The sequence below is a fragment of the Shewanella psychromarinicola genome (genome assembly GCF_003855155.1).
Lineage (GTDB): Bacteria > Pseudomonadota > Gammaproteobacteria > Enterobacterales > Shewanellaceae > Shewanella > Shewanella psychromarinicola.
The window spans coordinates 766,672-791,998 of sequence record NZ_CP034073.1 but is presented as its reverse complement, the minus strand read 5'-3'; the positions used below and the strand labels follow the sequence as shown (position 1 = coordinate 791,998).

The 25,327-nt window shown below is 43.2% G+C and carries 25 protein-coding genes; 10 read left to right on the top strand and 15 right to left on the bottom strand.

What is annotated here, in order from left to right; all coding sequences use genetic code 11:
• Positions 1-235 precede the first annotated feature (235 nt).
• Positions 236-715: a transcription elongation factor GreB gene (gene greB / locus EGC80_RS03355; protein WP_124012741.1), complete on the bottom strand. Its 480-nt coding sequence runs from the start codon at positions 713-715 to the stop codon at positions 236-238.
• 215 nt (positions 716-930) lie between these two features.
• On the opposite strand from greB, the gene EGC80_RS03350 reads away from it, so the two are divergent.
• The 6 genes from EGC80_RS03350 to EGC80_RS03325 all read left to right on the top strand — a co-directional run bounded on the left by EGC80_RS03350 (position 931) and on the right by EGC80_RS03325 (position 10,287).
• Positions 931-3,303 (top strand): Tex family protein, encoded by a 2,373-nt coding sequence (locus EGC80_RS03350; RefSeq protein ID WP_124012740.1) that lies wholly within the window; start codon positions 931-933, stop codon positions 3,301-3,303.
• 204 nt (positions 3,304-3,507) lie between these two features.
• The gene (locus EGC80_RS03345) at positions 3,508-5,175 is read left to right on the top strand and encodes a phosphoethanolamine transferase (protein ID WP_124012739.1); all 1,668 of its coding nucleotides are present in this window, start codon (positions 3,508-3,510) and stop codon (positions 5,173-5,175) included.
• Between the two features lie 9 nt (positions 5,176-5,184).
• Positions 5,185-5,664, top strand: a complete 480-nt coding sequence (locus EGC80_RS03340) for a diacylglycerol kinase (RefSeq protein WP_124012738.1) — start codon at positions 5,185-5,187, stop codon at positions 5,662-5,664.
• Between the two features lie 106 nt (positions 5,665-5,770).
• The gene (locus EGC80_RS03335) at positions 5,771-6,445 is read left to right on the top strand and encodes a response regulator transcription factor (protein ID WP_124012737.1); all 675 of its coding nucleotides are present in this window, start codon (positions 5,771-5,773) and stop codon (positions 6,443-6,445) included.
• On the top strand, positions 6,445-7,875 hold the full coding sequence (locus EGC80_RS03330; protein WP_124012736.1) for a sensor histidine kinase: 1,431 nt from the start codon (positions 6,445-6,447) through the stop codon (positions 7,873-7,875). The genes EGC80_RS03335 and EGC80_RS03330 overlap by 1 nt, the downstream gene beginning before the upstream one ends.
• Positions 7,876-8,337: 462 nt before the next feature.
• On the top strand, positions 8,338-10,287 hold the full coding sequence (locus EGC80_RS03325) for an LTA synthase family protein (protein WP_233768640.1): 1,950 nt from the start codon (positions 8,338-8,340) through the stop codon (positions 10,285-10,287).
• Here the strand turns inward: EGC80_RS03325 and EGC80_RS03320 are convergent.
• Positions 10,279-10,788: a hypothetical protein gene (locus EGC80_RS03320; protein ID WP_124012734.1), complete on the bottom strand. Its 510-nt coding sequence runs from the start codon at positions 10,786-10,788 to the stop codon at positions 10,279-10,281. The genes EGC80_RS03325 and EGC80_RS03320 overlap by 9 nt on opposite strands.
• A gap of 77 nt (positions 10,789-10,865) precedes the next feature.
• Positions 10,866-11,654: a pimeloyl-ACP methyl ester esterase BioH gene (gene bioH, locus EGC80_RS03315; protein ID WP_124012733.1), complete on the bottom strand. Its 789-nt coding sequence runs from the start codon at positions 11,652-11,654 to the stop codon at positions 10,866-10,868.
• A 43-nt stretch (positions 11,655-11,697) separates the two neighbouring features.
• On the opposite strand from bioH, the gene EGC80_RS03310 reads away from it, so the two are divergent.
• Together EGC80_RS03310 and nfuA are read left to right on the top strand one after the other, a co-directional pair.
• Positions 11,698-12,504, top strand: coding sequence for a ComF family protein (locus tag EGC80_RS03310; RefSeq protein WP_101033178.1), 807 nt, complete (start codon positions 11,698-11,700; stop codon positions 12,502-12,504).
• 230 nt (positions 12,505-12,734) lie between these two features.
• Positions 12,735-13,313, top strand: a complete 579-nt coding sequence (nfuA, locus tag EGC80_RS03305) for a Fe-S biogenesis protein NfuA (protein ID WP_101033177.1) — start codon at positions 12,735-12,737, stop codon at positions 13,311-13,313.
• Positions 13,314-13,390: 77 nt separating this feature from the next.
• Here nfuA and EGC80_RS03300 read toward each other — a convergent pair whose 3' ends face one another.
• The 3 genes from EGC80_RS03300 to dinF form a co-directional block, all read right to left on the bottom strand.
• On the bottom strand, positions 13,391-13,720 hold the full coding sequence (locus tag EGC80_RS03300) for an FKBP-type peptidyl-prolyl cis-trans isomerase (protein ID WP_101033176.1): 330 nt from the start codon (positions 13,718-13,720) through the stop codon (positions 13,391-13,393).
• A 36-nt stretch (positions 13,721-13,756) separates the two neighbouring features.
• Positions 13,757-13,924 carry a hypothetical protein gene (locus EGC80_RS22350; protein WP_164839412.1) on the bottom strand — a complete coding sequence of 56 codons (168 nt, stop codon included), beginning with the start codon at positions 13,922-13,924 and terminating at the stop codon, positions 13,757-13,759.
• An 89-nt stretch (positions 13,925-14,013) separates the two neighbouring features.
• Positions 14,014-15,360 (bottom strand): MATE family efflux transporter DinF, encoded by a 1,347-nt coding sequence (gene dinF, locus EGC80_RS03295; protein ID WP_101033175.1) that lies wholly within the window; start codon positions 15,358-15,360, stop codon positions 14,014-14,016.
• Between the two features lie 14 nt (positions 15,361-15,374).
• Between dinF and EGC80_RS03290 the strand changes: the two genes are divergently transcribed.
• Positions 15,375-16,433, top strand: a complete 1,059-nt coding sequence (locus EGC80_RS03290) for a polysaccharide deacetylase family protein (protein WP_124012732.1) — start codon at positions 15,375-15,377, stop codon at positions 16,431-16,433.
• Between the two features lie 42 nt (positions 16,434-16,475).
• Here the strand turns inward: EGC80_RS03290 and EGC80_RS03285 are convergent, their stop codons facing one another.
• From EGC80_RS03285 to EGC80_RS03265, 5 genes are read right to left on the bottom strand one after another with little or no spacing between them, the layout of a single operon-like run.
• Positions 16,476-17,099: an SCO family protein gene (locus EGC80_RS03285; RefSeq protein WP_101033173.1), complete on the bottom strand. Its 624-nt coding sequence runs from the start codon at positions 17,097-17,099 to the stop codon at positions 16,476-16,478.
• Positions 17,100-17,117: 18 nt separating this feature from the next.
• On the bottom strand, positions 17,118-18,029 hold the full coding sequence (gene cyoE / locus EGC80_RS03280; protein WP_124012731.1) for a heme o synthase: 912 nt from the start codon (positions 18,027-18,029) through the stop codon (positions 17,118-17,120).
• 13 nt (positions 18,030-18,042) lie between these two features.
• Positions 18,043-19,023 carry a COX15/CtaA family protein gene (locus EGC80_RS03275; RefSeq protein ID WP_124012730.1) on the bottom strand — a complete coding sequence of 327 codons (981 nt, stop codon included), beginning with the start codon at positions 19,021-19,023 and terminating at the stop codon, positions 18,043-18,045.
• Entirely contained in the window at positions 19,023-19,574 is a 552-nt protein-coding gene (locus EGC80_RS03270) for a hypothetical protein (protein WP_101033170.1), read from the bottom strand. The genes EGC80_RS03275 and EGC80_RS03270 overlap by 1 nt, the downstream gene beginning before the upstream one ends.
• Positions 19,575-19,631: 57 nt before the next feature.
• Positions 19,632-20,459 (bottom strand): SURF1 family protein, encoded by an 828-nt coding sequence (locus EGC80_RS03265; protein WP_124012729.1) that lies wholly within the window; start codon positions 20,457-20,459, stop codon positions 19,632-19,634.
• On the opposite strand from EGC80_RS03265, the gene EGC80_RS03260 reads away from it, so the two are divergent.
• Positions 20,407-20,625, top strand: a complete 219-nt coding sequence (locus EGC80_RS03260) for a DUF2909 domain-containing protein (RefSeq protein ID WP_124012728.1) — start codon at positions 20,407-20,409, stop codon at positions 20,623-20,625. The two genes, EGC80_RS03265 and EGC80_RS03260, sit on opposite strands and share 53 nt — an antisense overlap.
• Before the next feature lie 7 nt (positions 20,626-20,632).
• Here the strand turns inward: EGC80_RS03260 and EGC80_RS03255 are convergent, their stop codons facing one another.
• The 4 genes from EGC80_RS03255 to coxB are packed head-to-tail and all read right to left on the bottom strand — an operon-like array spanning position 20,633 to position 25,276.
• Positions 20,633-21,508 (bottom strand): cytochrome c oxidase subunit 3, encoded by an 876-nt coding sequence (locus tag EGC80_RS03255; RefSeq protein ID WP_101033167.1) that lies wholly within the window; start codon positions 21,506-21,508, stop codon positions 20,633-20,635.
• Positions 21,505-22,068, bottom strand: a complete 564-nt coding sequence (locus tag EGC80_RS03250) for a cytochrome c oxidase assembly protein (protein WP_124012727.1) — start codon at positions 22,066-22,068, stop codon at positions 21,505-21,507. Before EGC80_RS03250 ends, EGC80_RS03255 begins: the two co-directional genes overlap by 4 nt.
• 1 nt (position 22,069) lies before the next feature.
• Entirely contained in the window at positions 22,070-23,665 is a 1,596-nt protein-coding gene (gene ctaD / locus EGC80_RS03245; RefSeq protein WP_101033165.1) for a cytochrome c oxidase subunit I, read from the bottom strand.
• A 9-nt stretch (positions 23,666-23,674) separates the two neighbouring features.
• Complete coding sequence (gene coxB, locus EGC80_RS03240) at positions 23,675-25,276, bottom strand: cytochrome c oxidase subunit II (RefSeq protein ID WP_124012726.1); 1,602 nt, start codon at positions 25,274-25,276, stop codon at positions 23,675-23,677.
• Between the last annotated feature and the right edge of the window lie 51 nt (positions 25,277-25,327).

The following is a 25,327-nucleotide window of genomic DNA, read 5'->3' as shown; positions in this document are numbered from 1 at the left end:
ATTAAGTTAACGTTAGCCTGCTTTGGGCGCCATGTTTAACGCACCATGTTTAACGCACCATGTTTAACGCACTATATTTAACGCATCATGATACGGATTAGCCTGTGCGACTCCCACCTTAACGCGGCATTAGTGATAGCTTTGCTCATCTGAGCATCCAGTGCGAGTTAACCACCAATGGGTTTATGCTAGACGATATCCAACTCATCTCAGCTGTCTTGACACCCATTGACGGCTACTCTTGCTGATAAGTGATTTTATTGATGTACCAGGTTTTATCGCCTTGAGGCGTGCTGACAACCGCATCATCGTCGACCTGTTTTTTGAGCAGGGCGCGGGCCATGGGTGAGTCAATTGAGATGTAACCTTTGTGTTGGTCGTAAATTTCGTCAGGGCCGACAATTTTAAAGGTTTTAATATCACCGGCATCGTTTTCAATCTCAACCGTGGCGCCAAAAAACACTTTGCCTTTTTGCTCGGGATCGTAATAGACAATCTTCAGTTCGGGCAACAGCTTGCGTAAATAGCGTACCCGGCGATCGATTTGGCGTAACAAGCGCTTGTTAAAGGTGTAATCAGCGTTTTCAGAGCGATCCCCAAGACCTGCCGCCCAAGTGACAATTTTAGTGACTTCAGGACGTTGTTCTTTCCACAAATAGTCATGCTCAATTCTGAGTTTATTGTAGCCTTCTAAAGTGATTAACTTAGTTTTCACGCTGGATACTCTTTAATATTCTCGATTAACGGTAGGATTTTATGTTGCGCCGCAATATTCATCTCTGTGTTTTAGCACTTCATGTCCGATGATGCATTCTTTTTATCGATTATCTATAAACACATAATAAAGCCTTTCGTACTAGCAGCGAAAGGGTGGTCTTTATGGTATCTTTGGCATAATTTTATTTTAAACCATGTCGAATTCGATTGATTATGCATAATATTGCCCAGATTATCGCTCAAGAACTTAATGTCCGTGAACAACAGGTCACTGCGACCATTGCGCTATTAGATGATGGTGCCACAGTGCCGTTTGTGGCGCGTTATCGTAAAGAAGCTACCGGTGGCTTAGATGACACTCAATTGCGTAACTTGTTTTCACGCTTAGGTTATTTACGTGAGTTACATGATCGCCGCCAGGTGATTTTGTCGAGTATTGGCGCTCAAGGGAAATTAACCCCAGCGTTAACTCAAGCGATTAATGACGCCGACAGCAAAACCCGTCTTGAAGATTTATATCTGCCATACAAACCTAAGCGTCGCACCAAGGGCCAAATTGCCATCGAAGCCGGTATTGAACCGCTTGTTGATGCCGTATTAGCCGATCGCCAATTAGATATTGATACCAAAGCCACTGAATTTATTAATCCACAAGCTGGATTTGCCGACACCAAAGCGGTACTTGATGGTGCGCGTTATATTTTAATGGAGCGCTTTGCCGAAGATGCAGAATTACTGCGTAAAGTTCGTCAGCATTTAGTACCGCAAGCCGTGCTTGAAAGCCGCATGGTCAAAGGTAAAGAAAAAGAAGGCATTAAATTCCGCGATTATTTTGAACACAATGAAGTGATGAGTAAAATCCCATCGCATCGCGCCCTAGCCATGTTGCGTGGTCGTAATGAAGGCATGTTAAAGCTGTCGATGAACGCCGACCCCGATACGCAAGCGACTGAAGGCAGTTATTGTGAGGTGATTATTAGCGATCACTTTGGGTTAGTACTGAGCCACTCTAGTGTTGATGAATGGTTGAAAACCGTGGTGACTTCGACATGGCGGATTAAAGTTGCCTTGCAAATGGAAACCGAGTTTATTGCTAAGATGCGTGAAAGCGCAGAAGAAGAAGCCATTAGAGTGTTTGCCCGTAACTTAGGCGATTTACTGATGGCAGCACCTGCGGGTGCTAAAGCGACCATGGGACTGGATCCTGGCATTCGTACCGGGGTGAAAGTCGCGATTGTGGATAACACCGGTAAGCTGGTGGCGCACACGACTATTTTCCCCCATGCACCGCAAAACTTGTGGGACAAATCAATTCGCACCTTAAGTAACTTAGTGACGATGCACAAAGTGGAGATTATTGCGATTGGAAATGGCACCGGCTCGCGTGAAACTGACAAGCTAACCGGCGAGTTAATCGCTGCCGTGAAAGAAACGCATCCGACGTTGACCAAAGTGATGGTGAGTGAGGCGGGTGCATCTGTGTATTCAGCCTCAGAGTTTGCCGCTAATGAGTTTCCTAATCTTGATGTGTCTATTCGCGGTGCGGTATCAATTGCGCGTCGCTTACAAGATCCGCTGGCCGAACTGGTAAAAATTGAACCCAAAGCCATTGGCGTGGGGCAATATCAACATGATGTTAGCCAAAGCCAGTTATCGCAGTCGCTCGATGCCGTCGTCGAAGATTGTGTTAATGCTGTGGGTGTTGACTTAAACATGGCATCGGCCGCGTTATTGGCCCAAGTGGCTGGGTTAACTAAAACCTTAGCGAGAAACGTGGTTGATTTTCGTGATACCAACGGCCAATTTACCAACCGGAAGCAATTATTGAGTGTGGCACGTTTAGGGCCTAAGGCTTATGAACAAGCGGCAGGCTTTTTACGTATTCGCAATGGTGATAATCCACTGGATTCATCATCAGTTCACCCTGAAGCGTACAGTTTGGTCGAGTCGATTGCTGGTGCTAAGTTATTGTCTTTAACTCAACTGATTGGCAATAGCGATTTATTAAAACAGATTAACGCTGCCGAGTTTGTTACCGACGCATTTGGCGTGCCGACCATTAACGATATTCTAGCTGAGCTAGACAAGCCTGGGCGCGACCCGCGTGGTGAGTTTAAAACGGCTACTTTTAAAGACGGTATAGAAGAGTTAAAGCATCTTAAAGTCGAAATGATATTAGAAGGTGTGGTGACCAATGTGACTAACTTTGGTGCCTTTGTGGATGTGGGCGTGCATCAAGATGGACTAGTGCATATTTCATCGTTAACAGACAAGTTTGTTAGTGACCCACATACTGTGGTTAAAGCCGGTGATGTGGTTAACGTCAAAGTGATGGAAGTGGATATTGAACGTCGTCGCATTGCGTTAAGCATGCGTCTTGATGAAAAAATCGATGCCGAAAAAGCGACCCGACAGTCGGCAGGCAAACCCCAAAATAGTTACCAGAAAAAGCCTGCTACGGGTCAGCCTGCAGCCAATGGCAAAAGTGCTGGTCATAATAAATCGGCCAGCAAGCCAGTTAAAGCGCCGCAAAATGCGGCGATGGGTGATGCTTTTGCAAATGCCTTTGCTAAACTCAAGAAATAGTAAATTATTGCTTAGAGTAAACCGTATTTTAATAAAGCATTGATTATTAAAGCTCTTTCATCTTAGATGTTAGGGCTTTTTTGTTTTTTAGCGAGGTGTTTAAAACTGAATTAACCAGACAGTAACAATTCAGTTTTTATTAAGCAAATCTTAAGTTTCAAAGCGGAATATCAGCGCCAGTCAAGTTTATTGCGAGTGGCAACATTGAAATTACTAACGCAAACACTATCCCGTATCACCCCCAAAAGTGTCAGTTATGAGGCGATGACCTGCATTATCGCTGTGTATTTTGGTTTGGTATTAAATTTTCCGTTAATCCGTAAAATCTATCGATTATCAGCAGATGGGCACGTGTTGTTTTCGCTGTCACCAGCAATTTTGCTCACAAGTTGTTTTGTGCTGATATTTAGCTTATTTGCGTTTAAATTTGTGTTTAAACCGGTGATGATTGTGTTGTTGCTTTCGTCGTCAGCCGCTATGTATGCCATGTTAAAATATAATGTCATGTTTGATTACGGCATGATTGAAAATATTTTTGAAACTAATTCAAGCGAAGCATTCTCATATATCAGCTTATCTTCAGTTGGTTATGTGTTGGTGTTAGGGGTATTACCTTCTATATTGCTTGTCAGTACTAAAGTCACCAGCGGCCCTTCGTTTATTAAAGCGGTGATTCGCCGCGTTGGTTTTACGGTTATCAGTTTAGTGGTTCTGGGGATGATGGTGGTGTTTTTCTATAAAGATTATGCATCGGTAGGGCGCAACAATAGCTATCTTAATAAGATGATTATTCCTGCGCATATTTTCAATACGGTTAAATACCTAAACCAACGTTACTTTACTGAAAAGTTAACCTTTAACCCTATTGGTCAAGATGCACAGTTAACCCCTAGTGCGAATGGTAAACCTACACTTATGGTACTTGTTGTAGGCGAAACCGCTCGAGCACAAAATATGGCTTATAATGGTTATCAGCGTAATACCAACCCTTACACTGAAAACCTCGACATTATTGCCTTACAAAACGTGTCGTCGTGCGGCACGGCAACAGCACATTCATTACCTTGCATGTTTTCAAATCTAATCCATGACAATTACAATCGTGAAGTTGCCGATGCACGAAATAATGTGCTTGATGTGATTAAAGCGGCCGGTGTCAATGTGACGTGGTTTGACAATGACGGTGGTGATAAAGACGTCGGATCACATATTAAGAAGATAGATATTTCGCCGAGTGAGGCAAACCCATTATGTGATGGTTCAAGTTGCTATGATGAGATTTTAGTTGAAAAGCTCAGTCAAAAATTACAACAACAAAGTGAGGCAAGCGCGGCATCGGGTAAAAAGTTAGATAATCAATTTATCGCCTTACATACTATCGGTAGCCATGGGCCGACTTATTGGCAGCGTTACCCAGCCGATAAAGCTTTATTCACTCCAGCTTGTAGCCGCAGCGACATTGAAAACTGCAGTGACCAAGAGATTGTAAACGTATACGACAACACCCTTGCCTATACCGACTTTGTGTTGGCAAAAACAATTAACTTACTTAAGCAGTACCAAGACAAATATAATGTCGCACTGGTGTATTTGTCTGATCACGGTGAGTCTTTGGGTGAAAGTGGTATGTATTTACACGGCACGCCTTATAGCATTGCGCCAAGCCAGCAGACCCATGTGCCTTGGTTTATGTGGTTACCGCAAGACTACACACAAGCAAAAGGGGTTGATCGTAAATGTATTGCCGAGCACGCCTTAAGTGGCTCTTATTCCCATGACAACTTGTTCCATACTTTATTAGGGCTTTACGGTGTAAGCAGTTCGGTGCGAGATCCAAAATTAGACATCACCACCGATTGTAAAATAACCTAGGGTATACCCATGACAACATCAGTTTCATCATCTACATCTGATGGTAATGTAATCAAGAATGTAATCAAGAATGTAACAAAGAATGTAACAAAGAACGCAACAAAAAGTGTTACGGCTAAGCAGACAAGAGTTGTGGTAAAACGCCATGGCATTATGCGTTTACTGTATACCTGTAAACATACTTTTAATGGTTTAAAGTGGATGTGCCGAAATGAAGCGGCATTTCAGCAAGAAATATTACTGTTTATCCCATTGACTGTGTTTGCCTGTATGGCAAATATTAGCGCGCCGCAATCTGCCATATTGGTACTGGCATTACTATTTGTATTGTTCGCTGAGTTGGTCAATACGGCTATCGAAGTGGTGGTAGACCGCATTGGCTTGGAGTTTGATACCTTGTCAGGGTTAGCAAAAGACATCGCGTCGGCATTTGTTTTTCTGAGCATGCTAATGGCAGCAATTGTGTGGTGGGTTATTTTGTGGGCATAATTATGAGCAAGCTATAGTGGTTAATATCAGTGATGACTGACCGAAATGATCAATAAATAGTGTTAGCAAAAAACGGTATTAGCCTAGTTATTATAAAGGACACTCAATGAAAGTGTTGTTGATTGAAGACTCTGAAGCGCTGCGTCGCGGCATTAGAGTTGGGTTAGATCATTTAGGTTACACCGTTGATGAAACCGGTGATGGTTCTGAGGGCTTAAGTATGGCGCTCACTAACCAGTATGACTTTATTATTTTAGATTTAATGTTGCCTAATGTAGATGGGCTGAGTTTGTTGAAAAGCATCCGTAAACTAGGTAATCAAACGAAGGTGATTATTTTATCGGCTAAATCTCAAGCCGAAGATCGGGTGACGGGGCTATTGGCGGGTGCAGATGACTATCTGTGCAAACCTTTTTCTTTCGATGAATTACAAGCGAGATTAATGACCCTTGGCCGTCGTGGTGGGCTGAATCAACAAGCCAAAACGATTTGTATTGCTGATTTTGTGCTTGATACCAGTAACAAATCTCTTTATGCCAATGGCCACTATATCGATCTGACTAAAAACGAATTTAAAATTGTTGAGTATTTATTTAGTAATCCTAAACAATTACTCAATCCTGAACAAATTAGTGAAGCGGTTGTGGGCTCATTTAACCATTTGTCGAAAAATACCATCGAGGCTCATTTATCGTCAGTGCGAAAAAAAGCCAAAGCAGTTGGATCAACCCTACCAATTAAAAATAAACGTGGTTTTGGCTATTTTGTGGGTGAACATTAATGAGATCGTTAAGCACGCATTTAGTGAACACCATGACATATGTGGTCTCAGCGATTTTAATTTTAGTGTTTCTTGCCATTGATATCAGCATAGATAACTGGGTTGATGTTGAATTTGACAGTGCTCTCACCGATAAGTCTAATTACCTAAAAACATTAGTAAAAGTGACTAAAAATGGCACAGAGTTTGATTTTGCAGGTGAGTTTATGCCCGAATTTGGCATCTCAACGAAAGCGAGTTTTTTCCAGTTATGGCAAGGCGATGCAGTTTTTGAGCGTTCGGAGTCGTTAAGCCAGTTTCCAGATATGGATTTATTAAAACAAGACCTGCCATTAAACAGTGAAATCTTTGCTGATGTGGTGTTACCAGATGGCAGAGATGGTCGCGCTATGGTGTCTTATTTTGAGCCGCAAGTTCCTAGCAATAGCTCAATACTACCGAGTAAAATTGAGCCTATGTGGCTCACTATTGCGATTGCTACCACAGATTTAACCCAGATTTCGGTGATCATTGATTCTAGTTTAGCGATTGGTTTATTGCTGGTGATTGTGTTGATCCGTTGGGCTGTGGTTAAGGTCATTTATCGGGGATTAATGCCACTTAACGAATTAAATCTGGCGTTAAAAAACGTCGATGTAACCCAAAAACACATCCCATTATCGTCGCATTTTGAGCGTTATACTGAGATTGAGCCAATACGCAACGAACTGAATAAGTTTATTCAGTTAAGCCAGCAATACTTACAAACAGAAAAGCGCATTACCGCCGATATTGCTCATGAATTGAAAACCCCTATCAGTGAATTGATCAGCTTAAGCGAGATCTACATTCGTTATCCAGATGATCAACGTATTGGTGTGAGTTATAAACAAGATGTACTCAATATTAGTTTACGGATGAAAACGATAGTCAATAATCTATTACTATTGCAACAAGCCTCATCTGAAAATATTAATCTCCATCGACAACATATCTATATTAACGCCTTGATGGATCAAATTGTTGATGAGTTAGCATTTAAGTTCGCGACTATCCATTCTCGCTTGAATATTGACAATCGAGCTTCCAATGATCACTGTTTTGCTGATGAGTTTTCTTTACACCTCATTCTAAGCAACTTATTTGATAATGCGCTCTACTACAGCCCATCAGACTCGGCGATTCAAATATGCTTAGTATCCGATGACCAAGGCTTAACGATAAGCGTTGAGAATCAATTGGTGACCGCCATCAAGGCTAATGATTTACAACGACTCACATTACCATTATTTCAAACCGAACGGTCGCGCTCAAATAGTGAACGTCATGGATTAGGATTGGCGATAGTGGAAAATATCGCTAAATTGAATGGGTTTGAATTTTACTTTACGTTGGTTTCCTCTGACAAAATTAGGTTTAGTCTGCACATCCCAGCAATCGCTGACGGCTAAACAAGATTGTTCTAATGCAGATCACATTGAAGTGATAAATGATTGAGCCGAATCGTTAGTAAAAGGTTAATATAGGTCGATTGTCACTGAACTTTGATAGTCAATTAGAGTCCTAGGTTCAGAACGTTTTAGTGTCAGAGATCTCACCTCTTATGAGTGTTAGTTAATATATTGATAAAGATAGCAATATATTTTTAATTTGATTGGGTTAATCAAACCGTAAAGACGACACTTATCAAGGTAAATCGACCTTGAGAACGAGCATTAATCTGTTGTAAATAACAAACATGCTACGTTTGGCACGACTTGTTGAATATAAATGACGTATGTAGTAATAAAAAAACAATAATATTGGAGCAATAAATGGCTGTAAATTTCTTTGGGCTTAGCGAACGTTCTTCGTCGCTATCCACACCACACACTTCGCGAAGTTTACTCCAAGTCATTATTATATTCAGTGTTATGTCACTTATTATCTTGAGCCTAAGCCGCCTAGGTTTGTCTTTGTGGCAGGCCGACCGCGTCAGTGATGCGCAAGGTTGGGGTTATATTTTTATTCAGGGGCTGCGCGTTGATTTTGCTTCAGTGTGTTGGTTATGGGGCATAGCAGCTTTAGGAACCGTAGTGTTTTCTGGGGAGCATTTAGTTGGCCGAGCTTGGGTGATGATATTACGAGTGTGGTTAACACTAGGTTTATGGGTGATTATTTTTCTTGAAGCCTCCTCGCCGTCATTTATTGCCGAATATGGCTTTAGACCTAACCGTTTATACGTAGAATATTTAGTTTATCCAAAAGAAGTATTATCTATGCTATGGGCTGGGCGTAAAGCTGAGCTTATCCTTTCTGGATTGATCACTATCGGCAGTTTGTGGGGGGGGTGGTGGTTTAGCGGTAAACTCACTCAGCGTATTTGTTACCCTAAATGGTATTGGCGCCCAGTGGTGGCGGTGATGGTCATTGCGATTACGATACTAGGTGCGCGTTCATCATTGGGGCACCGTCCGCTTAATCCTTCACTGGTGGCATTTTCTGACGATCCGTTAATTAATTCCTTAGTTCTTAACTCATCTTTTTCATTAATTTTTGCGATTAAGCAGATGGGTAATGAACAAGATGCATCGAAAGTGTATGGCAAACTACCCTATGATAAAGTGATTGATATTGTGCGCCGTGAAAGTGGTCGGCCACTGAGTGCATTTACCTCAGCAGATATACCGTCGTTGTCATTTAATCAAGCTAGTTATAGCGGTAAACCGAAGAACCTTGTGATCATTTTACAAGAAAGCTTAGGTGCGCGTTTTGTGGGTAGTTTAGGTGGCTTACCGTTAACCCCCAATATTGATGAGTTATCTCAACAAGGGTGGTTTTTTGAAAACTTATACGCGACAGGTACGCGCTCGGTAAGAGGTATTGAGGCGGTGACAACCGGTTTTACGCCAACGCCAGCAAGGGCGGTCGTTAAGCTAGGTAAAAGCCAAACCGGCTTTTTTACCATTGCGGATTTATTAAAACAACATGGCTATACCACGCAGTTTATTTATGGCGGCGAAAGTCATTTTGATAATATGCGCAGTTTCTTTTTAGGCAATGGTTTTTCCGATATTGTTGATCAAGGTGACTATAAGGACCCAGCGTTTATAGCGTCTTGGGGAGTCTCTGATGAGGATCTATTGTTCCGCGCCGATGAAGAGTTTTCGCGAATGCACAAAGAAGGTAAGCCATTCTTTAGTTTAGTGTTTAGCTCAAGCAACCATGATCCGTATGAGTTCCCTGATGATCGAATTGAGCTGTATGAACAACCGCAGTACACCATGCACAACGCGGTAAAATATGCCGATTATGCCTTGGGTGAGTTTTTCAAGAAAGCCAAAAAATCAACGTATTGGAAAGATACTTTATTTTTGATTATAGCCGATCACGATAGTCGTGTTGGCGGCGCAGCATTAGTGCCTGTGTCTCGTTTTCGTATTCCTGGGCTTATTTTAGGCGACGGTATTGATATGAAGCGAGACCCTCGTATTGTCAGCCAGATTGACATGGCGCCGACGTTAGTTTCTTTGCTTGGCATTTCTGATAATTATCCGATGTTAGGCCGTGATTTAACCAAAGAACCAGATTCTTGGCCTGGCCGAGCGATGATGCAGTACAATCAAAACTTTGGTTTATTAGAGGGGGATAAAATGACAATTTTACAACCTGAATTACCTCCAGAAAGTGTGATGTACGATTTTGCTACAGAAAAAATGACACCGACGACATTGGATGAGACACAAGCGGAAGCGGCATTAGGGTGGGCGTTATGGGGCAGTTTGGCCTATAACAAAATGTTGTATCGTACGGCGAATACAGAGGCTAAGCCAACACTCTCTGATATAACGACCACCGAAAAAGCCACCGAAGTATCACGCTAATATTTGTAACTGAGACTCATTGTTTGGCGCGGATTGTTGTTGATAGAATTGACCAATCCGTTGGCCAAATTGCTGATAGGTCGCTTTTGATACGCCAGCGTCGATGAGTTGGCGCTGCCAAGGTTCCGCTGTTTTTTTTGCGGCCACCGTTTGGGTTTTTAGCTGAATATCTTTACGTTGCAATGCCGGTGTATGGCTTGCCATAACTCTGATTGTCTTAACACTAACAGCTTGTGCTGCGGCGGATTTAGGGGCAACAGATTGTTGTTGGGTGAGGTTTTGTTGCTGGCGCTTGGCCTGTTCTTGCTGTTGTTTTTTTTCTGCGACGATATAAGCCGTAGCGCGTTCATTTTGTGGATTTAATGATCGCTCTCGGTGGCCTTTAGCCGGTTCTTGCGGTGGAAGGATCGGCGGTTTTTGTTGGTTGTCCACTCGCGCAAGATCCGTTGCAACATTTGACGTTGCTAGCGGCACTTGCGGATAATGAGTGGTGATAATCATCTTGACCTTGCCAATACGATGTCCTGACTAAATTATAGTCAATATTTCGCTAAGGCTAAAGCGCTATTAGGTTATTTTTAGCTGTATTTTGTGATCCAAGGTAATAAATGGCCTAAAAAAGCATCTGGATGGGAAATAAACGGCGCATGGGATGCCTTATGGATCACCACATCTTCAATGTTGTCACTGTTAGGTAATGCAGTGATAATCTTTCTCGGCACCAAACTATCTAACTTGCCCCATATACGTAACCACGGTTGCTCTATTTGAGCGATCGTTGCCCGTAAATCCACTTGCGCTAACATATCCAATCCTTGCGACAATGCTTGTTGTGTCGGTAATGGTTTATTTAACACTAAGTTTTTGATGTGTAGAATATCGGATTTTGGATTATCACTTCCCATGGCTTGGATCGCCAAAAAGCGTTCTACTGTGCGGGCTAAATCGTGGCTTAATTGGCTTGAAAACTGTGCTAACACCTGTGGCTGGATCCCAAACCAAGCTGGGGTTAAGTTGTTGGTTTCGCGAGCCATAAAACAGGGTGATGAGGCAATAGTGACTAATGCTGCCACTGACTCTGGGTTGTTAATGGCAACTTGGCTAGCAATCAATCCACCTAATGACCAACCTATCCAAATGGCCTGCTGTGGAAGTTGTTCAGCCAACGCTTGTGCCCACTGGGTAATGTCACCATCGATATTGGGGCTCAAACCAAAACCCGGCAAATCAACATAATGCACTCTATACTGTTGCAATGCGTTTTTTAATGGACTGAAGACTTGATTATTCACCCCCCAACCGTGTAATAACACGATGTCTTGGCCTTGAGAGCCTTCGGTATCAATATGCAATGCAGGAAAACTCACGGTTAATACCTCTTTTGAGCCTATTTAATGGAATGAATAGCCAATGCCGCCAATCAATAATTCAATCAACATCGCCCACGTATTACGCTTATGCACCAACAGTGTTCAGCGTGCAAGAGTCATTTTACTGTCCAGTTTACCCAACCGTTGCTTGCTGTGCCAGCAAAGGATAGAGCAAACGGGTTATCAGCAATTGTTTCCTAATCAAGTACTCACGGGTGTTTGCCAAGAGTGCTTAGCGGCGAGTTTGTATCAGCATGAAGTGTGTTTAGGTTGTGGTCGTGAAATAGCAGTGCTGCAGGCATATTGTGGTAAATGCCTTCAACACACACCCAATTGGGTTGTTGCACCTTGCAGTTATCATCAAGGGTTAGGGCCTCTTATCGCCGCGATTAAATACCAACAACAATGTGCGCCGCTTAACGCGATAACTCAGCAATTAGCTTGTCGAATCGAATTACTCATTAAACATGGCATCATTAGGCGGCCACAGGTGTTGATCCCGGTACCTTTACATCCAAATCGTTTGCGGCAGCGAGGCTTTAATCAAGCCTGGTTAATAGCGAAAGAATTAAGTCTATTAACCAATATTCCTGTCGATGACAGTTGTTTAATCCGGGTTGTTGATACTTCACCACAAACGGGATTAGCGGGTAAACAGAGGCGTAAAAACTGTCATGGTGCATTCAGATTATTGGATGGGATGACGTACCAGCGTGTCGCTTTAATTGATGATGTTGTCACTACAGGCACTACAGTGGATGAAATTGCGCGATTATTTAGTACACAATTTGTCCATGTACAAACTTGGTGCCTTGCGCGTGCTGAAGCGCCCGGGTTGTTAGATTAATTCGATTTTAATAATAACCAGTTTTATTATCTAATATAACCAGTAACTTACTCATTACTTATAAGGCTGAGGATCTTGTTTGCTGAAGTTTATTTGGCTTAAAAAACTTTGCACTAGATCATTTTTTTAAGATCTTGTCTCACTGACACTACAAAGCCAATGCAACACAGGGTATCATAGATCTAATTCTTACTAATTTACTCAGGTATACCCTGACGGAGCAGGTTTTTATGATCACCATTTCCGATACAGCTCAGGCACATTTCGTAAAGTTGTTGGCCGATCAGCCAGAAGGCACTCATATTCGTGTTTTCGTGATAAGTCCAGGTACCGCTCAAGCTGAATGTGGTGTGTCTTATTGTCCACCTGATGCCGCTGAAGCTGATGATGTAGAACTTCCATTTAATGGCTTCAGCGCTATGGTCGATGAAAAGAGCGCCCCTTTCTTAGATGATGCCAGCATTGATTTTGTAACCGACCAGCTTGGTTCGCAACTGACATTAAAAGCGCCTAACGCAAAAATGCGTAAAGTGTCTGGTGATGCGCCGTTAGTTGAACGTATCGAGTATGTTATTCAGTCAGAAATTAATCCACAACTTGCCAGCCACGGCGGTAACATCACCTTGATAGAAATTACTGATGATGGTGTTGCAGTATTGCAGTTTGGTGGTGGATGTAACGGTTGTTCTCAAGTTGATATCACCTTAAAAAATGGTATCGAGAAGCAGCTGTTAGATATGTTCCCAACGGAATTAACCGGCGTTCGAGATGTGACCGAACACCAGCATGGTGACCATTCTTACGCATAATAATGCCAAGATTGACGCTTGAATTGAGAAACGCGACCTTATTATGGGTCGCGTTTTTTGTTGGTATAGCTTGGACTTCAGTCGTCTCGTGTGAGCACTTCAAGTAATTCGATATCAAAAAACAAAGCTGAATTTGCTGGAATACGATCGCCCATTTGACGTTCGCCATAGGCTAGATGGGCCGGTACTGATAATTGTCGTTTACCGCCCACATTCATGCCGATAATACCCTGATCCCAGCCTTTAATGACTCTACCTGTGCCGATGACACATTGAAACGCATCAGAAGCATCAAACTGGGTGCCATCGGTTAAACGTCCACTGTAGCGGGTAGTAATTAACGCACCTTTAACTGCAGTTTTACCGCTGCCAACTTCAATGTCGGTAATAATCAATTCTTGAGTCATAGTGTTCTCGTGTGTGACGACTTGGGCTATTTGAGGTTATTTTACCCCAAGATTGGTCGTTAAGAAGTGTTCTATTTCACTAGTTTTTCTTAGGCGATGTTGATTATTGCTGACATTGTGATCGCCATTTTCACGTTCGATGTCGTTAACGGGTTTATGTAAATGCTTCATTGCGGCATACATTTTTACTGGAATTAATCTCAATTAGGAGTGTCGCCGCTATTCTCTGAATTGTGGTATCAATAGGCTTCGTTCTAGTGCTATTACGGGATAAGTTTGATGACTCATAAGCACTATGATGTGGTCAGCAGTTGATACCTGAGTTTGTAGTAATAGTGCCAGCCAAGAGTCAAGCTTCGGCATAGCATGAATATTGACATCGCAGCCCACAGACTGTGGTTACCCCAATCTTGCAACACGTACCAACATGGAAAATAAATTCCAAAGGTGGCGACTATCATGCTATTTCGCATTATCTGCCCATGGGCGGCACCAATATATACACCATCGAATAAGTAGCAGCCAAACGCCAATATAGGCATGAAAACAAGCCAGATTAAATAATTATTTGCGGTATCTTGTACTGCTTCTATGTTGGTTAATAGCTGAATTATCCATGGCCCTGCCAACCAAAATAGCAGGCTAAATAACACCGCAACCATTGCCGACCAGCAAAATGCGAGTACTACGCTGTCATGAAGTAAGATTGGGTTTTTTTGGCCAAATGCGCGGCCCACTTCAGCTTCGGCATAATAGGCTATGCCATCTAACGCATAAGATATCAGCATCAGTAAATTGAGCAGTACCGCATTAGCGGCAATAATGTTGTCGCCTAATCCGGCACCATAAAAAGTCATAAAGCTAAAGGCGGCTTGCAAACACAAGCTGCGGATAAAAATATCACGATTTAAGGTGAGTAAACGAGCATATCCACGCCATGATAAATGCGCGATAACTTGGCTTAATTTTAGTCCGCCCATATCAACCAGCTGGCGTTTAACCATGACTAATGCCACTGAAAAAGCACAGATGTCAGCAATAACCGATGCCAAAGCCACGCCTTGCACATTCCATTTAAAGACCATAACAAACACAAGATCGAGAATAATATTGACGCTGTTAGCGATAATGAGTTGCCACATGGCTGCTTTGGGCGCTTGGCGACCAAGCAACCAACCCAGTAGCACCAAATTGGTAAGGGCAAAAGGCAATGACCAAATTCGAATTTCGACATATTGACGACAATAGAGCATCACTTGTTCGCTGGCATCACTCAGACTGAGTGCTAAATTGAGCAGGGGAGATTGCAGTATTACGCCAACTAAGCCTAAGGTTAATGCTAGGCTGCAACCTTGTATCAGTAATTGTTGCTGAGTTGAGGTATCATTAGCACCGTAGGCTTGTGCAACGAGTCCGGTGGTGGACATACGTAAAAAACCAAGCAACCAAATCATCAAGGTGATGATGGTACTTCCTAAGGCTACGCCGCCAAGATAGTAAGCTTGTTCAAGATGCCCAATTACCGCGGTATCAACTAATCCTAATAGAGGGATAGTGATATTAGACAATATCATTGGGGTCGCTAATGCTAATAATTGGCGATTTTTTTGGCGGTTGAACAGTAGTGTGCTAACAGACATAGGTATGGATAATCATGGTTAAGAAAATAGCGTTATTGTTGGCGGTGTTCAGTTTGAGTGTATTGCATTGTGATGCCAATGCCGTGGTTATTTTACAATATCATCATGTATCGGAAAACACGCCTAAAAGTACTAGTGTGACACCTAGTCAGTTTGCCGAGCAGATGCAGTACTTGGCTGATAATGACTTTACGGTGATTTCATTAACTCATGCGGTTGAGTCTCTAAAGCATAACACGGCATTAGACAATAACAGTATTGTGATCACCTTTGATGACGGCTATGAAAGTATTATTAATAATGCCGCGCCTATATTGGTGGCGCATCAGTTTCCTTATACGGTATTTATTTCTGTTGCGCCGATTGATGCGGGCTTCAAAGGGATGATGAGTTGGCAAGATATTAACACTCTGTCAGAGCAAGGGGTAACCATTGCTAACCATAGCTGGGGACACGAACATTTAATTCGCCGCCAAGGCAAAGAAACCCAAGACCAATGGCAAGTACGCGTTGAAGATAATATTCTATCGACGGAAGCGGAGATCTTAAAACGAACGGGTCAAAGTGTAAAAATGTTTGCTTACCCTTATGGTGAATACACCAACAAGCTGGAAGCTATTTTGGCTAAGCATGGTTTTGTTGGTTTTGGTCAACAATCTGGTGCGGCGGGAGAGTATGCATCATTAACCGCATTACCCCGTTTTCCGGTGGCCAATGCTTTTGCTGATTTGGCGAGTTTAACGGTTAAATTTTCCAGCTTACCTATGCCGGTTATTAAGCAAAACATAAGCGATCCACTATTAGTTTCAGGTCAATGGCGGCCTAAATTGGTGCTGACTCTCGACACTCAGGATATATATCCACATCAAGTGATGTGTTTTATTCAAGGACAAGGCGCTAAAAAAACCATTTGGTTAAGTGAAAATCGCTTATCCATTCAGGCATCATCAGATTTAGCCCCAGGACGTTCGCGCTACAATTGCACCGCACCGAGTAAAACAAAAACGGGTTATTATTGGTTTTCACAAGCGTGGATCCGCCCGCAAGATAATGGTCACTGGCTTGAAGAGTAATTTAACCTCAGCTCGGGTTAATAAGCGGTTATTCAATAATGGCTAGTGCCAAGATGCAACTATTTGAGCAAAGTCAGCAATGAGTTCAGCATTAACAATTTGTGGTAACTGGCCTGGTTGTGGCTTGGTTTTAAATACCGCAATTTTTTCAACCCTCGGTGAAACCAACACATAAGATGCGCTATGGTCTACTTGATAATCACTGTCATCTCCGACCATGGCATACACAAAGCCTAGATCACGGCTGAATGGAAATAAATCTGTGTGTTCTGCACTGACGGCTTTAAAGTCTTTATTAAAAAAGTTGATGTAATCTAAACGTTTCGCTTGAGTGTCACGTTTAGGGTCAGCAGACACAAACACCACTTGTACATTACTGGCTATTTTTTGTAGCTTTGGGTAAGCCGCCGCAAGTTTATTTAAGGTGGTTGGACATACATCAGGGCAAGCGGTGTAACCAATAAAAAATAAACTCCATTTACCTTGCAATGTTTGGTTCGTAAACGAATTACCAAACTGGTCTGCCAATGTAAATGGGGCTAATGTGCGTGGCTGTTCAAATACATAACTGGTCGCCAGTTCCATAGGTTCGGTTTGCATTTTTTGATAAGCGACCCCACCGGCCACGACCAAAAGAAATAGCCCTACAATAATCGTTATCTTCAATGTATTTCCCTTTCTAATTTAAGCGTTTACCCAAAAATAATGGTCCACTAATAATACAATGAACAATATCATTAAATGATAAATTGAAAATTTAAACACCTGCATGGCGAGTTCTGGATAGTCATGAAATTTTAACTGCCAGGCTTTATAGATAAAACCGCAACTGAGTAAGGTTGAACCGACCAAATATATCGGACCACACATGCCGACTAAAACCGGGAGTAGACAGGCAATGGCTAATAAAATGGTGTAAAGCAAAATACAGGTTTTGGTAAATTCGACTCCATGGGTCACCGGTAACATTGGAATATTAACCTTGGCATATTCTTTACGGCGATGGATAGCTAATGCCCAAAAATGTGGCGGTGTCCAAGTGAAGATAATGATGACTAATAATAAGGCGTAACCGTGTAGTTCATTGGTTATCGCGGTCCAACCGAGTAATGGCGGCATCGCGCCAGCGAGTCCCCCGATGACAATGTTTTGTGAGGTGGCACGTTTAAGATAAGCCGTATAAACCAAGGCATAACCAATCAAGCTGGCAAAGGTTAGCCAAGCTGTTAGGGGATTAACTAAGGTATATAACACCACAAAACCGAGCGCGCCAAGTGACACCGCAAATGCCGACGCCTTGGTTGCTGATATTTTTCCTTTCGGTAATGGGCGGTTATAGGTGCGAGCCATTAAAGCATCGATTTTACGGTCAATTAAGTGATTAAATGCCGCCGCAGCCCCCGCCATCATAGCAATCCCTGCCATTCCCGCGACCAAAGGTTGAAGCGGCACTATACCGGGCACAGATAAACACATACCGACTAATACCGTCAGCAACATTAGCGCAACAACCTTGGGTTTGGTCATTTCAAAATAAGCGCGCCATTGCAGGGTTAATTTAGGTTGATGGTGACTAATCGTAACAAGTTTTGTCATGGTCGTTCCTCGCCTATGCTTTGCGCCATAAGGCATAATTAATAAAGACTAAGGTAAGCAGCAATAAGGCTGCGCCTCCATTGTGTGATACCGCGATACCCAAGGGTAAATTCATCACTACATTACTAATACCCAGTCCGACTTGAACTATGATTAACAACACTAATAAGTAACCACTGTTACGCATAATGTGTGATTGGGCATAACGTAATTTTAGTGCCAGTACGATCAGGGTTATGGCGGTAACAACCGCCCAAATTCGGTGGCTAATATGAATAGTCATTCGAGTTGCGTAGTCTAATACGCCAAATTCAAAACTAGGATGATCGCCTTGAAATGGTGAAAAAGCATCGGCAAAACGTAAGTTATCGACCCAATTCCCTTCACAAATGGGCAACGTGGTGCAGGCAAGCGCAGCGTAATTGGATGAGGTCCAGCCGCCGAGTATAATTTGAATGACTAACACCCCTAAACTGACTAATGCTAACGGGATCAGCTTACGAGCATAGGTATCACCTCCGGGGATCCGTAATGGCTTTAGCCGTAGATACAAGAGTAGTAACAAGGCAAATAGGCTAAAACCACCAATAAGGTGTGCCATAACCACAATAGGCATTAATTTCATCGTGACAGTCCACATGCCAAGCGCGGCTTGAAACACAATGAGCCCAGCAATAAAGATGGGAAGTTTTTTGGGGGCTTGAGGCTGTTTAAGACATAAAATTAAAATGGCTAAAACCATTAAGCCTAATGTTCCGGCGATATAACGATGGATCATTTCCAGCCATGCCTTTTCAGGCTCAATTTGAGCATCAGGAAAACGACTCTCAATGTTGGCTAAATCATGACTTGCACTTGGAAAGGCCAAGTGACCATAACATCCCGGCCAGTCTGGGCAACCTAATCCGGCATCTGACAGGCGTGTATAGGCGCCCATTAGAATAACCGCCAAGGTAAACACCAAAGTGAATTTGATTAATCGCTCAATTGCCATTAGCCTACCCTCGACAACTTAAGCATTTTGCGTAAATCAGCAATCATGGCTTTGCCTTGGGCGATATTGGCGTCGTGACCTATCACATTGTCATATTGCATCACCAAGTTTCCGAGAGGATCGACAATAACTAGACGTTGCTCTGTCAGCATGGTTGCCAGTGCTTGATTGGCGTTTACTTGATCGAAGCCGATATTTAATTGCTTAAGTATCTTGGTGTCGCTGCTGTTATTAACCACAATGATAGGGGTAACACGATCCCGATCTTTACCCAGTGCGATATAGCTTTGATGTAAAATATACAGGCGTTCTTGGCACTGTTCATTGCACGTTTCAGGTAGAAAAAACAGCACTTGCCATACGTGTGGTTTGGGGTTGTCCATGGCTAAATTGGCATAATTTACTTCGGGAGTGATTAACGCCCCCTTGTTAGTCGCCGCACCATTATACAGTTCTAGGCTTAACACTAATTTGGCCAAAGCTACCGGTAAAATAAATACCAGCAGTAATACTATTAATGCTTTATTGCTTTTTTTAGGTAGGGAGTTCATTCCATCTCCTCTTTATCATTTTGATATTATTGTTAAGTTAATTTTTCACGACGAGGCTTAACGTCGAAATTGTCGAAATGCTATCCAGCTCATTAATCCTAAAAAGACTCCTGCCATCGTGAACCATTGCAAGGCATAACCTTGATGCTTGTGCGCCGATAGTGGGATCGGCACCCAGGGTTGAGGTAAGTTATAACTCGGGACATTCTCTGGTTGCAGTACCACAGAGATCAGCGGATGAGCCAACATGTCAGCCAATGCCGCGATGTTGATGTTTTGAAAACGTAGCGGGGCATCTATATCTGCTAACTTCTCCGGATATAATTGATCACTTAATGGGTTGGTTTGCTTTTGGTATACCCGACCCAATAGTGTGTAGTAATCGACTTTTAACGCTGTGAGCTCCGGTAATATTCGACGATCTTTATTTGCTGGAACAAAGCCGAGTTCAACTAATATCCAAGGTTGATCAGGCGTTATCTCAAATACTTGGTAAGCTAAATAGCCCACTTGGCCTTGATACACTTGATTGTCTAACAGCAGTACGGTGTTATTGGCTGGTTTAGCATAAATCGATAAGCGATAACCCGTCAGTAAAGACGCCTCTGGCTGAGAGGCGGTTTGTCGCTTTGATGATTCAACCAATGCCAACATGTCTTCATAAGTGAGAGCTTGCTGCTGTTGGCGCTGAAGTAATGTGCTTTGCCACTCTTGTTTAAACGCTGCCCGTGATAATTGCCATAATCCTAGCTTGACCAATAAGCCAAACACGACCAAAGTAATGATTACCAATAATATTTGAGACACACCCACACTGCTAAAAGGATTGCCTGTGACAACCCCTTTCATTGTTAAGTTAGTTTTAGTCTCGTTGCTTTTATTCATATTATTTAACTTAGGTAGAGCCTTAGTTATTATGGTTAAAGGGCAACATCAGCAACCTATGAGTCATTTTCTAGGTCGCCGAGTGTTGTTTTCTATTGCTGTGATTGTGGTGTTGCTGGTGGCCTTAGGGCTTGGCTACATTCAGCCTAACCCCAGACCTTATTAATGTTGATTTACAACACGTAGACAAAGATGAATAAGCATAACCACACCACATCAACAAAGTGCCAATACCAACTTCCCGCTTGAAAAGCGAAATGCTTGTCGGGCGTAAAATGCCCTTTGACAATTCTGAGTAACAAAATAATTAAGAACAGGGTGCCAATCGTCACGTGCATACCGTGAAAACCGGTTAACAGAAAGAAGGTGTTACCGTATACACCAGAAGAGAGTGTTAGCCCCATTTCTTGGTAAGCATGGCTATACTCTTCAACCTGTAAACCGAGAAATGCAATACCCAAAATAACCGTCAGCGCTAACCAGATGATCAAGGGTTTACGATTGGCTTTTTCGAGGTTGGTATGGGCAAAGTGTAATGTAACCGATGAGGTTAGCAGTATCATGGTGTTGATTAATGGCAAACCCGTCCACGGCATGGCTTCGGTTGCGGTACCATCAGGCGTTTTTACCAGTGGCCAAATAGCCTCAAAGGCAGGCCACAACACTTCATGAGTCATGGCATTATTTGATGCGCCCCCAAGCCAAGGCACTGAAATCATGCGTGCATAAAAGAGTGCGCCGAAAAATGCCCCAAAAAACATAATTTCAGAAAAAATAAACCAGCTCATTCCTTGTCTAAACGAACGATCCATTTGCGCTGAATACAATCCAGCCATGGACTCATCAATAACGGTTTTAAACCAGCCAAAAATCATAAAAATAATGACGGCCAAACCCGCGAGTAAAATGTAACCCCCAGAGGTTTTTTCTGTGGTTAATTGTTGTATATAATTGCCAGCACCAAACGCAATTAAAAATAAACCAATAGCACCTATTATCGGCCACGCACTTTGGGATGGTACATAATAAGGTTGATACTTTGTTGTCATTTTGCTGCTCCTTGCTCTATGTCGATCGCTTGTTTATCGGTGATGTCATAAAGGGTATAAGAGAGAGTCAATGTATTAATGGACGCTGGTAAATCAGGGTCCACGTAAAAAATCAGTGGTAATTCTGCTGTGGCAGACGCTGCTAAGGGTTGTTGATTAAAGCAAAAACATTCCGTTTTATTGAAGTACGCCGCCCCTTGGCCAGGCGATACCGAAGGGATCGCTTGGCCTACGGTGTCGCGTGAAGACAGGTTTTTAACCAAAAATTGTGCGTGAGTAAGCTCACCAGGATGCACGCTTATTTGGTTAACTTTAGGGCTAAATTCCCACGGCATATTTGATTGAACTTGGGTGACAAATTCAATGGTTACGGTTCGGCTTTTATCAACCACCACCGCTTCATAGCTGCTGGCACTATTTTGGGTTTTGCCATTTATACCCAATGTATCGCAGAGCACGTCATAAAGCGGTACCAGCGCAAAACCAAATCCAAACATACCAATTGATCCAGCAATCAGCATGATTAATAACTTACGATTTGATCTTGTTGGTTGCGTCATCTCATTTAATCTCCGGCGGAGTGGTAAACGAGTGATATGGCGCTGGACTGGCAATCGACCATTCTAAGCCTTCTGCTGCTTGCCAAGGATTATCTCCAGCGGGTTTGCCACCCTTAATGCATTTGAGTACCACCGCGAGGAAAATAAACTGAGATAAACCAAATGCGAACCCACCAATTGATACAATTTGATTTACATCGGCAAACTGTACAGCGTAATCTGGGATCCTTCTCGGCATGCCTGCTAAGCCTAAGAAATGCATCGGGAAAAATAGTACATTGACGGAGATAACCGAACACCAAAAATGCCATTTCCCTAAGGTTTCGTTGTACATATGACCGGTCCATTTGGGCAGCCAATAATATGCCGCTGCCATAATGGAAAATATCGCCCCTGTGACCAACACATAATGAAAATGAGCCACCACAAAGTAAGTGTCGTGATATTGGAAATCAGCAGGGGTAATTGCCAGCATCAGACCCGAAAACCCGCCAATGGTGAACAGGATGATAAACGCGACCGCAAAGAGCATCGGTGTTTCAAATGTCATCGAACCGCGCCACATGGTTGCCACCCAATTAAACACTTTCACCCCAGTAGGGACAGCAATTAACATGGTGCAATACATGAAAAATAGCTCTGCAAACACAGGCATACCCGTGGTAAACATATGATGTGCCCACACCAAGAATGACAGCACGGCAATGCTGGCAGTGGCATAAACCATAGAGGAATAACCAAACAATTTTTTACGACTAAAGGTCGGAACAATCGCCGAGATAATGCCGAATGACGGTAAAATCATGATGTAAACTTCAGGATGACCGAAGAACCAGAAAATATGCTGGAACATCACCGGATCGCCGCCACCTGCGGCATCAAAAAAGCTAGTACCGAAAAACTTATCGGTTAACACCATGGTGACCGCGCCCGCAAGCACTGGCATCACCGCAATCAGTAAAAATGCGGTAATAAGCCAAGTCCACACAAACAGCGGTAATTTCATCCATGTCATACCAGGGGCGCGCATATTGACTATGGTCACGATAACGTTAATGGCGCCCATTATCGAACTGATCCCCATCATATGAATGGCAAATACAAACAAAGCGGTGCTGTCAGGACTATAAGTGGTTGAGAGTGGGGCGTAGAATGTCCAACCAAAATTAGGACCACCACCTTCCATGAATAGCGAACCTAGTAACATGGAAAAGGCGAACGGTAAAATCCAAAAACTCCAGTTGTTCATCCGCGGTAGTGCCATGTCTGGCGCACCGATCATCATTGGAATTAACCAGTTAGCTAATCCAGTAAAAGCTGGCATTACCGCGCCAAAGACCATAATAAGACCATGAACTGTGGTCATCTGATTAAAAAAGTTAGGTTCGACTAGCTGTAATCCCGGCTGAAATAACTCAGCTCGAATGACCATAGCCATCGCACCGCCAGTTAGAAACATAATGAAACTAAACCATAAATACAGCGAGCCGATATCTTTATGGTTAGTGGTGAGTAGCCAGCGCATTAGCCCTTTCGGCGCTCCGTGATGATGATCATCATGAGCGGTAGCAATTGTATCGTGCGTTGTTGTGCTCATTGTTTTCCCCTACTGTCCATGGCTAGCGACATCGGCAGCTTGCACCGCCTCGTCAGAATTATTGCCCCACGCATTGCGCTCATAAGTAATCACTGCCGCCATTTTTTGAGGGCTGAGTTGACTACTAAATGCTTGCATTGCGGTGCCTGGTTTGCCGTGCATAACGATATCGATATGTCCGCTAACCGGTCCGCTAACGACAGGGCTGCCAATAAGTGAAGGGAAAGCGCCGGGTAAACCAGCGCCAGAGGCCTGGTGACATGCAGCACAAACAGTGGCATAAACCTGCTCACCTTCAGCGATTAATTGCTCCAAGGTTAAGGTGGGCAGATCTGCCGCTGCAACAACTTCAGGTGTCACAACCTTGGCAACGGCTTCTATAGCTTGAGTGGTTTTTTCTGTGGCCGCATCGGTAATGTCTGTCGTTGTTGCGGCAATGGTACTTGCTGCATCGGCTACGACCTCGATCGGCTCAGTGCTTGACGCGTTACTACTTGAGAAGTTACCCACATCAGCTGCTTGAACAACATCGCCACTGTTGTTGCCCCAAGCATTTCGCTCAAAGGTAATCACTGCGGCAATTTCTATGGCGCTAAGTTGCTTGGCAAAGGCTTGCATTGCGGTGCCTGGTTTACCGTTTAATACAATATTGAGGTGATCGTCAACAGGGCCTTTTATGATAGGACTGCCAATCAATGATGGGAATACACCGGGAAGACCCGCCCCATTAGGTTGGTGACAAGCGGCGCACCGCGCTATGTACACTTGCTCGCCCTGCGTGTTTAGCTCTTCAAGGGACAAGGTTTGTGACATTGATGCGGCTGCAGCGACTGTAGCATTATTGGCCAGTTGTTTTTGTTCAACTAACCAATTATCAAAATCAGTCTCCGATAAGGCTTGTACCACAATAGGCATAAATCCATGGTCTTTACCGCATAACTCAGCACATTGACCGCGATAAGTTCCAGGCTTATCAATACGAGTCCAGGCTTCGTTGATAAAGCCTGGGTTGGCATCTTTTTTAACCGCGAAAGCGGGTACCCACCATGAGTGGATAACATCATCAGATGTCATCAAGAAACGCACCTTTTGATTGATGGGCAGTACTAGCGGCTTATCGACTTCAAGGAGGTAATTTTCGCCTTTGGCCTCACGGCCATCAATTTGCTCTCTGGGGGTGGATAATGAGCTGTAAAATTCGATGTCTTTATCAAAATAGCTGTAGTGCCATTTCCACTGTGACCCAGTAATTTTGATGGTCAGATCGGCATCGCTGGGATCTTCCATGGCAATTAAGGTTTTAGTGGCTGGAATAGCCATTCCGATTAAGATAATGAAAGGGATGACGGTCCAAGCAATTTCCACTTTGGTACTTTCGTGAAAATTGGCCGCAACGGCACCTTTTGATTTGCGGTGATAAATCATCGAATAAATCATGATCCCAAACACCACTAACCCAATAGCACAACAGATGTAAAGAATCGTCATATGGAGGTCATAAACCTTACCACTGATATCCGTCACGCCTTGGGTCATGTTGAGGGGCATTTCTGTTGCCCCAAGCGGAAGTGCTACCCACACAACCAATAAAAAATACAACCATTGCTTCACAAGACTACTCCCCTGCTAATTGCAAAATAGCAACTACAAAGAAAAGTCACA

Bases quoted from the DNA above. Each gene is read 5' to 3' on its own strand.
- EGC80_RS03330 (WP_124012736.1), top strand. From the start codon at position 6,445: ATGAGATCGTTAAGCACGCATTTAGTGAACACCATGACATATGTGGTC.
- EGC80_RS03255 (WP_101033167.1), bottom strand. From the start codon at position 21,508: ATGACAACAAAGTATCAACCTTATTATGTACCATCCCAAAGTGCGTGG.
- EGC80_RS03290 (WP_124012732.1), top strand. From the start codon at position 15,375: ATGGTTAAGAAAATAGCGTTATTGTTGGCGGTGTTCAGTTTGAGTGTA.
- EGC80_RS03265 (WP_124012729.1), bottom strand. From the start codon at position 20,459: ATGAATAAAAGCAACGAGACTAAAACTAACTTAACAATGAAAGGGGTT.
- EGC80_RS03310 (WP_101033178.1), top strand. From the start codon at position 11,698: ATGCCGCCAATCAATAATTCAATCAACATCGCCCACGTATTACGCTTA.
- nfuA (WP_101033177.1), top strand. From the start codon at position 12,735: ATGATCACCATTTCCGATACAGCTCAGGCACATTTCGTAAAGTTGTTG.
- EGC80_RS03325 (WP_233768640.1), top strand. From the start codon at position 8,338: ATGTCACTTATTATCTTGAGCCTAAGCCGCCTAGGTTTGTCTTTGTGG.
- EGC80_RS03270 (WP_101033170.1), bottom strand. From the start codon at position 19,574: ATGAACTCCCTACCTAAAAAAAGCAATAAAGCATTAATAGTATTACTG.
- EGC80_RS03320 (WP_124012734.1), bottom strand. From the start codon at position 10,788: ATGATTATCACCACTCATTATCCGCAAGTGCCGCTAGCAACGTCAAAT.
- EGC80_RS03340 (WP_124012738.1), top strand. From the start codon at position 5,185: ATGACAACATCAGTTTCATCATCTACATCTGATGGTAATGTAATCAAG.
- EGC80_RS03250 (WP_124012727.1), bottom strand. From the start codon at position 22,068: ATGACGCAACCAACAAGATCAAATCGTAAGTTATTAATCATGCTGATT.
- cyoE (WP_124012731.1), bottom strand. From the start codon at position 18,029: ATGACAAAACTTGTTACGATTAGTCACCATCAACCTAAATTAACCCTG.
- EGC80_RS03275 (WP_124012730.1), bottom strand. From the start codon at position 19,023: ATGGCAATTGAGCGATTAATCAAATTCACTTTGGTGTTTACCTTGGCG.
- EGC80_RS03300 (WP_101033176.1), bottom strand. From the start codon at position 13,720: ATGACTCAAGAATTGATTATTACCGACATTGAAGTTGGCAGCGGTAAA.
- ctaD (WP_101033165.1), bottom strand. From the start codon at position 23,665: ATGAGCACAACAACGCACGATACAATTGCTACCGCTCATGATGATCAT.
- dinF (WP_101033175.1), bottom strand. From the start codon at position 15,360: ATGTCTGTTAGCACACTACTGTTCAACCGCCAAAAAAATCGCCAATTA.
- EGC80_RS03335 (WP_124012737.1), top strand. From the start codon at position 5,771: ATGAAAGTGTTGTTGATTGAAGACTCTGAAGCGCTGCGTCGCGGCATT.
- EGC80_RS03350 (WP_124012740.1), top strand. From the start codon at position 931: ATGCATAATATTGCCCAGATTATCGCTCAAGAACTTAATGTCCGTGAA.